Annotated in this window: 11 protein-coding genes; 3 read left to right on the forward strand and 8 right to left on the reverse strand. The window is 37.7% G+C overall.

Annotated elements, in window-relative coordinates:
- Window positions 1-11 precede the first annotated feature (11 nt).
- The 3 genes from AB657_RS04540 to AB657_RS04550 form a co-directional block, all read right to left on the reverse strand.
- Window positions 12-527, reverse strand: a complete 516-nt coding sequence (locus tag AB657_RS04540; protein ID WP_047247806.1) for a DinB family protein — start codon at window positions 525-527, stop codon at window positions 12-14.
- A gap of 78 nt (window positions 528-605) precedes the next feature.
- Window positions 606-1,085: an Lrp/AsnC family transcriptional regulator gene (locus AB657_RS04545; protein WP_027066901.1), complete on the reverse strand. Its 480-nt coding sequence runs from the start codon at window positions 1,083-1,085 to the stop codon at window positions 606-608.
- Window positions 1,086-1,191: 106 nt separating this feature from the next.
- The gene (locus AB657_RS04550) at window positions 1,192-2,298 is read right to left on the reverse strand and encodes a M14 family metallopeptidase (protein WP_047245408.1); all 1,107 of its coding nucleotides are present in this window, start codon (window positions 2,296-2,298) and stop codon (window positions 1,192-1,194) included.
- 235 nt (window positions 2,299-2,533) lie between these two features.
- On the opposite strand from AB657_RS04550, the gene AB657_RS04555 reads away from it, so the two are divergent.
- The 3 genes from AB657_RS04555 (at window position 2,534) to AB657_RS04565 (ending at window position 5,110) form a co-directional block, all read left to right on the forward strand.
- Entirely contained in the window at window positions 2,534-2,899 is a 366-nt protein-coding gene (locus AB657_RS04555) for a helix-turn-helix domain-containing protein (protein ID WP_047245409.1), read from the forward strand.
- A gap of 63 nt (window positions 2,900-2,962) precedes the next feature.
- Entirely contained in the window at window positions 2,963-3,340 is a 378-nt protein-coding gene (locus AB657_RS04560) for a hypothetical protein (protein WP_047245410.1), read from the forward strand.
- 303 nt (window positions 3,341-3,643) lie between these two features.
- Window positions 3,644-5,110, forward strand: coding sequence for a Gfo/Idh/MocA family protein (locus AB657_RS04565; RefSeq protein ID WP_047245411.1), 1,467 nt, complete (start codon window positions 3,644-3,646; stop codon window positions 5,108-5,110).
- Between the two features lie 6 nt (window positions 5,111-5,116).
- On the opposite strand, the gene AB657_RS04570 is transcribed toward AB657_RS04565, so the two are convergent.
- The 5 genes from AB657_RS04570 to AB657_RS04590 all read right to left on the reverse strand — a co-directional run bounded on the left by AB657_RS04570 (window position 5,117) and on the right by AB657_RS04590 (window position 12,658).
- The gene (locus AB657_RS04570) at window positions 5,117-6,073 is read right to left on the reverse strand and encodes a sterol desaturase family protein (RefSeq protein WP_047245412.1); all 957 of its coding nucleotides are present in this window, start codon (window positions 6,071-6,073) and stop codon (window positions 5,117-5,119) included.
- A 239-nt stretch (window positions 6,074-6,312) separates the two neighbouring features.
- Window positions 6,313-8,997 carry a DNA gyrase/topoisomerase IV subunit A gene (locus AB657_RS04575; protein ID WP_047245413.1) on the reverse strand — a complete coding sequence of 895 codons (2,685 nt, stop codon included), beginning with the start codon at window positions 8,995-8,997 and terminating at the stop codon, window positions 6,313-6,315.
- Window positions 8,998-9,022: 25 nt separating this feature from the next.
- The gene (locus AB657_RS04580; RefSeq protein ID WP_047245414.1) at window positions 9,023-10,885 is read right to left on the reverse strand and encodes a DNA topoisomerase IV subunit B; all 1,863 of its coding nucleotides are present in this window, start codon (window positions 10,883-10,885) and stop codon (window positions 9,023-9,025) included.
- 117 nt (window positions 10,886-11,002) lie between these two features.
- Window positions 11,003-12,097, reverse strand: coding sequence for a redox-regulated ATPase YchF (gene ychF, locus AB657_RS04585; protein ID WP_047245415.1), 1,095 nt, complete (start codon window positions 12,095-12,097; stop codon window positions 11,003-11,005).
- Between the two features lie 207 nt (window positions 12,098-12,304).
- Window positions 12,305-12,658 (reverse strand): 4Fe-4S dicluster domain-containing protein, encoded by a 354-nt coding sequence (locus tag AB657_RS04590; protein ID WP_047245416.1) that lies wholly within the window; start codon window positions 12,656-12,658, stop codon window positions 12,305-12,307.
- Between the last annotated feature and the right edge of the window lie 67 nt (window positions 12,659-12,725).

The following is a 12,725-nucleotide window of genomic DNA, read 5'->3' on the forward strand; positions in this document are numbered from 1 at the left end:
CACCCTTTTATCTACAGATATCTTTCTTTAAGAATATTTACGTGGTGTTTTTGGTGCCCACTAATAACAAACCCTATGGTTGCAACGCTCCATGGCAAATCACTAGCGGTACCTACCCTTTTCAATTGTTCGTTTGTCATATTCTTAAAAAGGAAAATAGTCGAGTTTCTAACGGCCAGATATTCGGCAAGGATATCTTCTTTTTTTCTTGTTAGGCTATCACTTTCTATAATATAGGTATCTTGGTCAAAGCCTGGTAATACCGTCTTGTCATTTCTAGAAAACCTGAATGCACGGTATTGAAAAATACGTTCCGTATCCATAATATGCAATAAAACTTCAGCAACGGTCCATTTCTGGTCCGCATAGGCGAATCCAAGTTTTTCTGAAGGTAATTTGTTTATTAATTCTATGAACCGCTCTCTGCCGTCATAAAGGGCATCCATTAGATTTACATCTTCTAGGGCATTTAGGTAGGTTTCATAAAAATAGGTAGTCCCTAAGTTTTGCAATTCTGATTTTTTCATAACCGTGATTTCATTTTTTTTCAATAAAAAAAGCCCAATCATAAAATGACCGGGCTTTCATATAAGCTTTTCATTTGATTACAATTCGTTAAAAATTGTATGCATCAATCGCTTTTTGTCATTAAAACTTTCTTCTAAAGATATCATCGTCTCCGTTCTACTAATACCATCGATATCATCTATTTTAAAAATGATATTTTTTGCATGCGTGGTATCCTTTGCTCGTATTTTACAGAAAATATTGAATTTTCCCGTAGTAATATGCGCAATAGTAACGTTAGGAATTTGATTTAACCTCTCCAAAACAAATTTTGTCTGATGTGTTTTTTCTAGGAAAATACCAACGTAAGCGATAAAAGCATATCCTAGCTTTACGTAATCTAAAGTAAGTGACGAACCTTTAATGATGCCCGCCTCTTCCATCTTTTTAACCCTAACATGGACTGTTCCTGCTGAAATTAAAAGTTTTTTTGCAATATCTGTAAAAGGAGTTCTGGTATTATCAATTAACATATCCAGAATCTGGTGGTCAATTTCGTCTAATTTAACTTTTCCCATGCTTGATTAATTTTGTGCAAAAATAAAAAATATTAAAAAGAATAATAATAAAACTTGATTTATTGTATAGATAATACAAGCCTTTAATGCATATCTACGGTAGTTTTCAGGAAACCAAGTCGATAATTTTAGTGGTTTCCAACCAATTTAAATCTTCACTTACCAAGCAATCTACCATTTTATGTCCAAAAAAACTATTAGGTTTAAAACCTTTTTTCTCAATTTTAGGCTCAAATACAATTTTATTGTCGCGTAACACTTCCTTATATAGTACTCCTATACACTCATCTTTATTCAATGTTTTGTCAATTACAGAAGCATTCAATAATACAATATCAAAATATAGCTTTTTGTTTTCTGGTATTGCGATGTAATCTTCCACTTTATAATCTGATAAGCTATCTTCCTGTATTGTTTTAATCGCCGTTCGGAGTGCATAATAGATAAACTCCCGAGTTTTTTCCCTTTCATAATCTTCTTGATAATGTCCGGCCTCAAAAAGTATAGTGGGCGTTTTTTCCATTTGAAAGGCATCACCAATACAATTAGGGTTAAAAGAGTCATCAAACCTCGCAACTTGTCCAGGAATAATACGCTGTAAGGCATTGTTCATGGCTGCGATTACCTGCATACTTTTTTTACGTGAAGGAGAATTGTTTCTATCGTAATCAAAAGCCGGCGCCAAAAAAGCCACGGTGGCAGGTTTATCATTTTTACCAACATTAAAGATGGTTCTTTGATCATGTAGATTAAAACAAAAATTTGGTCTAAAATCCTTAAATGTCTTTCTGAGAACCAAACTTTCTTTTTGAGTTCGTTTTTGGGCATCCCTATTTAAATCTACCCCATTCGCATTAAACCTAGTATAGGCCTGTGCTCCATCAGGATTTAAAATAGGTATAATCTGTAAGGTACATTCGTTCAAAATGGTCTTGGCCTCATCAGAACCCATTCGAAAGAAATTAAGCAAATCCAAAACTGCTTTTGTAGTGGTAGATTCGTTGCCGTGCATTTGTGACCACATAAATATTTTCTTTTTACCACTACCAACAGTCAATCCATAAATGGGCAAGCCATTTTCAGATGAACCTATAGTCTGTAAACCAAAAGAATTATCCAATTCATTTAAAAAATCATTTATGTGCGAATTGGTCACATAACGCCCAACTACATCTTGGACTTTTACCTGCGAATATTGTGAGTGATCTAACATTGTTAATTTATAAGAACCGCAAAAATACTATGTTATAATGTTACAATTGTAAACAATTGAGTTAAATTAGGTCTACGATGTTATACAATAATTTACAATTATAAATATTACATAGTTAAATAATTTATAATCAACATTTTAAAACTAATTATTTAAAATATTGATTTAATATAATGATTAGTTATAAACTCTTTTTTTTGAATTATTGACATATGTTTGTTTAACTTTGTATACGATGGTAGAACTGGAAAACATTGTTAAACGGATAGAACGGATACTCGATTATTATGAGCTGTCCGCATCGTCATTTGCTGATAAAATAGATGTTCCCCGCTCAAGTATCTCCCACTTACTTAAAGGCAGAAATAAACCTAGTTTAGAATTTGTCATGAAGGTGGTCGAAGCTTTTTCGGAAGTAAATCTATATTGGTTATTGTACGGAAAAGGAACATTTCCCTACAAGGAAACTACCCTACCCGACCAAAAGAAACCATCCATTGAAACAAAAATTAAAAAGACAACCCATAACAAACATTCTCAAAAAGTCATCGTATTGTACAGTGACGGCACTTTTGAAGAATACCACCAAAATCCCTCTTGACATTTCAACTTAATTTGGTTTCTTTTTTTTAAAGATCACCTCTTTTTTGATTAATTTGCAATCATGTTTAAAAGGATAGTTTTTACCGGTTTTTTATTATCCCTGCTAATCTCTTGTTACGAACCAGAGAGAAACTGTAGCGATTACAGAACAGGAGAGTTTATTTTTAAATACAAGATTGACGACACCGAAAAAACGGCAAAGTTCATTAGAGGTGAAGAATATAGTGTAGACTATTTCGATGGTCAAATAGACAGCTCTACCGTTAGATGGATCAACGATTGTGAGTTTGTACTACAAGATTTAAAAAGTAAAGTAGGCATCCACTACAAAATAATTAGCACTACGGACAGCTCTTATACTTTTGAATATAAAACCGCGATAAAAGACCCCAATCGTCCGCAAATAGTAAAAACAGGAACCGCTTATAAAGCTGAATAACCTATTTGTAACATCTTTTAAAACCACACTTCATAGATTTCAAGGTTTACAAGCGCCCTAGCGTCAAGACCGTCCATTAGACCAAAAATATCATCAATTTAAATTTTCCTTCGAATCTTTTTGCGAGGTACTCTTTGCACTATTCTTAATTAACACCTTGCGATGGAATGAAAATTCTTGAATTTTAATAGAATTTATACACATGCCATAGTTTGCGGTCTTTTTTAACTACAATAAATTCTTATCTTCAAAAGAAAACAAACAAACCTCTAAAATCATAATAAATAACAACTACACATTAAAATGAAAAATCACAAAAAAAACCAGAAAACGATTAGCCGTAGGTCTTTTGTAAAGAAAGGGGCTATTGCATCGTCCATTTTTATTGTACCAAGACACGTGTTGGGCGGTCAAGGCTTCGTTTCCCCCAGCGATCGCTTACATATAGCAGCAATAGGTGCGGGAGGCAAAGGTTTTAGCGACATTACCAATGCCTCTGTAAATGGAAGGGAGCGCGTCGTAGCTCTCTGTGATGTAGATTTTTCTGGGTCTGCCTCTAAAGCTGTTGAAGCTTTCCCTAAAGCAAAACTCTTCGATGATTTCAGGGTAATGCTGGACAAGAAAAAGAACATTGATGCCGTTACCATTTCTACCCCAGACCACGTACATGGCCCTGCAGCCAAATATGCCATGGAAAGAGGCATTCATGTTTATGTGCAAAAACCAATGACCCATAACATTCGTGAAGCCAGAAAACTAACAGAAATGGCCAGAACCCATAAGATCGTAAGTCAAATGGGAAATCAAGGAGGCTCTAACCCTCTTTTAGGAATGGTTCAAAAATGGATCGATGAAGATGCCATAGGCCCTATTTCGAAAGTACAAATTTGGACCAACAGACCTGTTTGGCCCCAAGGTATTCAAATGCCAAAACCCGATGATAGCCTAAAACCCAAGGACTTTAATTGGGATTTATGGCTAGGGCCGGCCACGGACAGACCTTACACACCTAATTTACATCCATTTAACTGGAGGGGCTGGTGGGACTTTGGAACCGGCGCCCTAGGGGATGTAGGATGCCATTTAGTGGACATCCCTTTTAGAACATTGAACTTAAAGTATCCTACCGCTGCAGAATGTAGTGTCGGATCTGTTTATACAAAAATGTGGACCCCAGATTATTACCCGGAAGGCTGTCCTCCCTCCTCTTTTATTACCTTAAAATTTGATGAGACCGAAAAATCCAAATCGCCCATCGAAATGACCTGGAGTGACGGAGGCATAAGACCGGCCCACCCAGACATAATTCCGGCAAATGATGACATTGGCGGAAAAAATAGCGCTAACGGTGTTTTGATCATTGGGGAAAAAGGCATTATCTCTACCAATATAAACGACAGCTCTCCATTGATGCCCAAATTATATCTGAATGACGGCACTACTGAATTCGGTCCTGAAATCGAAGAAAACCCAGAGCCTGAATATGGGCACCAACGTAAATGGGTAGATGCCTGTAAAGCAGGTTTTGGAAGCGAAGAACATTTAGGACTAACTTCTTCCTTCGATTATGCCGGACCAATGACGGAGACTGTTCTAATGGGCAACTTGGCAATTAGGAGCTATATGTTGCAAAAGAAAAACGAGCAAGGTCAAATGGATTTCTATGCGCGCAAAAAACTACTATGGGATGGCGAAAACATGAGAATCACCAACCTAGAGGAAGCAAATCAATTTGTTGGCCGCGAATATAGAAAGGGGTGGGAAATGTAATTTGGATTAATTTGGCCTGTTAAAGGCCACCTCCGGGTTGGCGCTCTTTTGTTTTTCAAACAACCGTTGTTGTTGTTTTACGGTCATTGTGCTACCATCATGACTCCATCCCGGAGGTCCAAAAATATACATCAGTTTGTGAGAAAGCTTATCTACTTTCTTTACATCTGCCCAAATGTCCTTGAATTCGTGGGTTAAAATAACAATTGGGTTGTACGACTCAGGTGCGTGAATAACCCCAAATTTAACCTCTACATCGTCATCCAGCTCTTTCCAGGTGCCAAACATTTTGTCGAAAATATTTAAAAATCCACCATGGTTTTTGTCTAAATATTCGACATTCTGCGCATGGTGCACCTGATGCATGGTATGTGTATTGAATATTTTTTCTATCCACCCCATTTTTGGTACATATTGACTGTGTAATTGAAATTGCCAAAAAGACTCGATAGCCAAACAGAATATGACCACTTCTACAGGAAATCCGATAGCGGGCATCCACATATAAAAGAATGGTTTGTACAATAAGGTAAACCATCCATTTCTAATGGCGGTACCTAAATTAAAATGATCTGAAGAATGGTGGACTATATGCGCCGCCCACAATATTCGAATCTCATGGTTGGCCCTATGAAACCAATAGTAGGTAAAATCATCGGCCAATTGGCACAATAAAAATATATACCATTCATAACCAAAAGATTTATATCCCATTATATTGGTTCTTACACCATCTACCAGCGGATTAAACAAATCATATGTAAAATTAAACACTACGATAAGAACCGTAACTTTGATCAGTGGCCCTAGAATGGCAGATCCAATCCCCATAACCCCACTGGCCAAAAAATCTTTCCATACATAAAGATCTTCGTCACCATGTGTATGGCTATAAGTAATTTCTAACAAAATAAAAGCTATGAAGCAGGGAATACCGTAAATAAAAGGGTTTGTTAAATCCATTTAAAAAATTAAATTTCGATAAAGATAGTTATAAAAGATTCCAATGTAAGATTTCTATGATAATTAGTCTTTATAGAATTATAAGCCCTGTAAAGCTATAGATTTATTCATTTCTTCAAAAAGATATTCTACCAATCAGAACAACACCCCTTTGAAACCAAAGAATTCATCTATGGATCATATTTATGCAACCTTCTTTTTTGAGTTCCATATTTTTTTCTTTTCAAAAACGACAAACCTTAAAATAGCGTAATTTGACCCTCGTCATCATCTTCTTCGTCCCCATTTATTTTTTGGGGAGTATCTGACATATTTGTTTTATTTTCTGTATCGGAAATATTTTCCTCATCAACCACTTCTATATTTTCTGTTTGCTCTGGAGCCTCTTCTTCGTAGGGCAAGGGATCCAATAAGTTGATGTTTTTAACCTTTTCGGCAATCAACTGATTACCTAAAGCTTTAATTCCCTTAATCGCTATAAAATCTTCAATTTCAACATTTAAATTGTCTTTTGCTTGTTTACCTCTTGGTTTTGGAAATTCAATTTCGACCACTGGTCTCCAGTCGGTAGAAATAATTTCTAAATACGACTTAGGATGTTCAGATATGAACAGTTCTTCCTTGTTCTCGTTTTCCACCAAAAAGCGCTTAACGTAATAACGTTCTTTTTCCCCTTCCCAATAAATGGCTGAAATAGGCTTTTTAGGATTCCATTTCTCTAAAACGATCATATCTTCATCAAAATGTGTAGTTAAGTCGGGTGAAATGGTTTTTACAAGACCTTTTTGCGTGATCACCAATAAAAGGTCCTCCCCTTTAAACTCTCCGATGAGTTCACCTCTACCATCAACGTTTAATCTACGAACCACGTCGTCGAACCAGATTTTTCTTGGCTTTAAGGTAGATACGCCTTTTTCTTTTAGATCAATACGTTTTACCGAGTATTTTGTGACTATGTTACCTTTGGATCCTCGTCCTTTGATAAGCACATCGGCGAAATCTACATCCCATTTTAATTTTTTTATACTACCTACCTGTCTAAGGTTCACGGTCACCACCTCTGCCTCTCCATTAGGGTTTGCGGAAAAATACAATACCTGAGAATTGGGTGCTCCTGCCGTTAAATCATAGGGTTTGTCCCTAGTGACCGAGGTTACGTTAAAACGTTTTATATAAGTAGGGCCTCCTTTTCCGCTTTTGTAGATAAGGTTGTAGGTGGTTCTTTTGTCCTTTTTCTTAAAAACCGCTACATGAATAATGTTTTTACCTATGAAAGTCTTGGCATCTACCTTTGTCACCTGCATTTTACCGTCTTTGGTAAAAACTATAATATCGTCTATATCGCTACAATCGGTAACATATTCATCTCTTCTAAGCGAAGTACCTACAAAACCTTCTTCCCTATTTACATAAAGCTTGGTATTTCTTATAACAACTTTGGTAGCTTCGATATCATCAAATACACGTATTTCCGATTTTCTCTCCCTACCTTTTCCGTACTTTTCCTTTAGGTTTTTAAAATAGTCGATGGCAAAATCGACCAAATGCTCCAAATGATGCTTTACCTCTGCGATCTTTTCCTCAAGTGCATCTAGATGCTGTTGTGCTTTATCAAGGTCGAATTTAGAGATTCTCTTAATCCTTATCTCCGTAAGCTTAACGATGTCTTCGTTTGTAACAGCTCTTCTTAAATGTTTCGTATGTGGCTTTAAACCTTTATCTATAGCGGATATTACACCGTCCCATGTCTCTTCTTCCTCAATATCACGATAAATTCTATTCTCTATAAAAATACGCTCCAGAGATGCGGAATGCCATTGCTCCTCCAACTCCCCCAATTGTATCTCCAACTCTTGTTTCAGCAAATCTACCGTGGCATCAGTAGAACGCTGTAGCATCTCGGTAACACCTATAAACAAGGGCTTGTTATCTTCAATAATACAACCTAGAGGTGATATGGAAGATTCACAAGCCGTAAAGGCATACAGGGCGTCAATGGTTTTGTCTGGGGAAATTCCGGACGGTAAATGCACCAAAATTTCAACTTCGGCTGCCGTATTATCTTCTATTTTCTTTATCTTGATCTTTCCTTTGTCGTTCGCTTTAAGAATAGAATCTATTAAAGAAGAAGTGTTAGTACCGTATGGTATCTCATTGATTACCAGTGTGTTTTTGTCTAGTTGAGATATTTTAGCTCTTACCCTTACCTTTCCTCCTCTTAAACCATCGTTGTAATTGCTGATATCTATGATACCGGCAGTAGGAAAATCTGGATACAATTTAAATCTTTGCCCTTTTAAGTGCTTAATGGAGGCATCTATAAGTTCACAAAAATTGTGAGGGAGAATTTTCGTGGAAAGCCCCACGGCTATACCTTCGGCTCCTTGCGCCAAAAGCAACGGGAATTTAACGGGCAGGTTCACCGGTTCTTTTTTACGCCCGTCATAAGACATCTGCCATTCGGTAATCTTAGGACTAAAAACTACCTCTAACGCAAATTTAGAAAGCCTGGCCTCAATATATCTTGATGCTGCGGCCCTGTCCCCTGTCAATATATTACCCCAGTTACCTTGGGTATCTATCAATAAATCTTTTTGGCCTATCTGCACCATTGCGTCCGCTATACTTGCATCACCATGGGGATGGTATTGCATAGTGTGCCCGACTACATTCGCAACTTTGTTATAACGGCCGTCGTCCAGCTCTTTTAAAGCATGCATTATTCTGCGCTGTACAGGTTTAAAGCCATCTTCTATGGCCGGTACTGCGCGCTCTAAGATTACATAGGAAGCATAGTCAAGAAACCAATCTTTATACATACCCGTAACCCTGGTCAAAGCTTCGGACTTATCTTCGTTGGTTGGTTGTTGACCAGCAGATGGATTTTCGTTCTGTTCGTCGTTCAACTCTTCATTTTCTTCCATTCAGAAACAATCTTATTTACTTGATTTATATTTGGTTTTCCTCTATTAGGTCAATTTCTACTTTAAGGTTTTCTATGATAAACTCTTGACGATCGGGTGTATTTTTACCCATGTAAAAACTTAGTAGCTCTTCTATGGACATCGCCTTGTCCAGCATTACGGGCTCTAACCTTATATCGTCCCCAATAAAATACTTGAACTCGTCCGGAGATATTTCGCCCAACCCCTTAAATCTAGTAATTTCTGGTTTTCCTGATAGTTTTTTTATTGCCATTTGTCTTTCCTCGTCGCTGTAGCAATAAATAGTTTCTTTTTTGTTTCGCACCCTAAACAAAGGAGTCTGGAGAATATACAAGTGATTCTCTTTTATCAATTCTGGAAAAAACTGCAGAAAAAAGGTAATCAACAACAAACGAATATGCATACCGTCGACATCTGCATCGGTAGCGATTACGATATTGTTATACCTTAGGTCTTCCATGGACTCTTCAATATTAAGTGCTGCCTGCAAAAGATTGAACTCCTCATTCTCGTATACGATCTTCTTTGACATACCGTAAGAGTTCAATGGCTTACCCCTAAGACTAAAAACAGCTTGCGTATTTACATCCCTTGATTTTGTAATAGATCCCGACGCAGAATCCCCCTCTGTTATAAATAGGGTACTGTCTAACCTATTATCTTTTTTCATATCGCCCAGATGAACCCTGCAATCGCGCAACTTCTTGTTGTGAAGACTTGCTTTCTTTGCTCGGTCTCTTGCCAGTTTACGAATACCCGACAGTTCTTTTCGCTCTTTTTCCGCCATAATAATCTTGCGCTGAAGCTTATCGGCGGTTTCGGGATTCTTATGTAAGTAGTTGTCCAGGTACTTACCTACAAAATCATTAACGTAGGTTCTGACCGTGGGAAAATCTCCTCCCATATCGGTTGAACCTAATTTTGTTTTGGTCTGGCTTTCGAATACGGGCTCCATTACCTTGATGGAAATGGCACATATAATAGACTTTCTAATATCGGAAGCGTCATAGTTTTTACCGTAAAAATCACGAACGGTCTTTACGATCGCTTCTCTAAATGCCGCTTGGTGGGTTCCTCCTTGTGTTGTATGCTGGCCATTCACAAAAGAATGGTATTCTTCGCTATACTGAGTTTTACTATGTGTGATGGCAACTTCAATATCCTCTCCCTTCAGATGTATAACAGGATAGAGCATATCTTCCACATTGTTATTGTCTTCCAACAAATCCTTTAATCCGTTTTCCGAATGAAATTTTTCACCGTTGAAAACAATGGTAAGCCCAGGATTCAAGTAAACGTAATTCTTGAGCATGCGTTCCACATACTCATTACGGTATTTGTAGTTTTTAAAAATACTTTCGTCCGGTATAAAAGTTACCTTGGTTCCTTTTCTTTTTGAGGTCTCTACGGGTCCCTCTTCCTTTTCAAGATTACCAAAACTAAACTGAGCCGTTTTTATTTGGTTGTCTCTTGAAGATTGTACTTCAAAAAAGCTAGAAAGGGCGTTCACCGCTTTTGTACCTACTCCATTTAAACCTACGGACTTTTTAAACGCACGACTATCGTACTTACCTCCGGTATTCATTTTAGAGACCACGTCCACAACTTTACCAAGTGGAATTCCCCGACCATAGTCGCGTACTTTTACGACTTTGTCCTTTATACTGATTTCAATGGTCTTGCCGGCCCCCATTACAAACTCATCGATACAGTTATCGATGACTTCCTTCAAAAGAATGTAGATTCCATCATCTGCGGACGACCCGTCACCTAACTTACCAATATACATACCCGGACGCAATCGGATATGTTCTTTCCAATCAAGCGAGCGTATGTTATCTTCTGTATACTGAGATTCTTGGGACATTTAACTAAAATTTATGAAAGTGTTGCTAAAGATAGCACGACTAACATAAAGAAAAAACCCCTATCACGTAAAGTAATTAACAATAGAATATTATCTATTGTTGATATTTTCTATGGTTTACACGTTAAACCTGAAATGCATTATGTCGCCATCTTTTACAATGTATTCTTTACCTTCCACCCTCATTTTACCGGCTTCTTTAACTTTGGCCTCACTGCCATAATTCACAAAATCCTCATAACCGATGACTTCTGCACGAATAAATCCTTTTTCAAAATCGGTGTGTATTACTCCGGCCGCTTGTGGTGCCGTGGCCCCTACAGGAATGGTCCAAGCCCTCACTTCTTTGACGCCGGCGGTAAAATAAGTCTCTAAATTCAATAATTTGTAGGCACCTCTAATCAATTTTGCGGACCCTGGTTCTTCCAGGCCTAAATCCTCTAAGAACATTTGCCTTTCTTCATAGGTCTCCAATTCTGTAATATCGGCTTCGGTACCCACTGCCAAAAAGATAACTTCGGCATTTTCATTGGCTACGGCGGCTTTCACCTTTTCAACATACGCATTGCCAGATGTAGCCGATTCTTCATCGACATTACACACATACATGACCGGCTTGTCCGTAATAAACTGTAATGGCCTTACAAATTCTTGCCTGTCCTCTTCAGATATATCAATAGCCCTTACAGATGTTCCTGCTTCCAGACCTGTTTTTATTGCCATTAAGACCGCTTCTTCTTTCTGAGCTTCCTTATTACCCGTTTTGGCAGCTCTTTTTACCTTATCCAACTTTTTGTCTACGGTCTCCAAATCTTTCAACTGCAACTCCATATCAATGGTTTCCTTATCACGTATTGGGTCTACGCTACCATCCACATGTACAATATTATCATTGTCGAAACATCTTAACACATGCAAAATAGCATCGGTTTCCCTAATATTGCCTAAAAACTGATTTCCAAGTCCTTCTCCTTTACTAGCTCCCTTCACGAGACCTGCGATATCTACAATCTCTACAGTTGCCGGTAGCACCCTTTCCGGATTTACCAATTCTTCCAATTTTTCCAATCTATTGTCGGGTACGTTCACTACACCGATATTAGGTTCTATGGTACAAAATGGAAAGTTTGCACTCTGGGCCTTGGCATTGGACAAACAATTAAAAAGGGTTGATTTACCTACATTTGGCAATCCTACGATACCTGCTTTCATTCTTTATGTTATGGATTTAAGGCTAAAGTGTTAACCAGCCTATCAAATTTGGCTGCAAAGATAATATCTACAATTATAAGAGCGCCAACATTACAGAATAATATTACACATACCTAATTAACAATGATACATGTGTTTAAAGTCTATAACAAAAAAAGACCCCGACAAATATTGACAGGGCCCAGTTTTTTCTATAAAATCTTTATTCTATTCTTCGCCGTGCATAAACGCCTGTTTGGCCAATAAGGTCTCTTCTGACTCTACATGGTCCTCATCTGGTACACAGCAGTCAACAGGGCATACGGCCGCACATTGGGGCTCTTCATGAAACCCTTTACATTCCGTACACTTATCGGGTGCTATGTAATAGACTTCATCACTTATGGGATCTTGAACTTCATCTGCATTTACGGCTTTTCCGTTCGGTAATACCACGTCGCCCTGTAAAGAGGTTCCGTCCGAATAACGCCATTCATCCGCACCTTCATAAATAGCCGTATTGGGACATTCTGGTTCACACGCCCCACAATTTATACACTCATCGGTAATAATAATTGCCATATTCTTCTTTTTATTAAGCTTCTTAAACCAACCCCATTATTCAATAGTTCGTTTTCCGCTTTCTTTT

The sequence above is a fragment of the Maribacter thermophilus genome, assembly GCF_001020565.1.
Taxonomy (GTDB): Bacteria; Bacteroidota; Bacteroidia; order Flavobacteriales; family Flavobacteriaceae; genus Maribacter; species Maribacter thermophilus.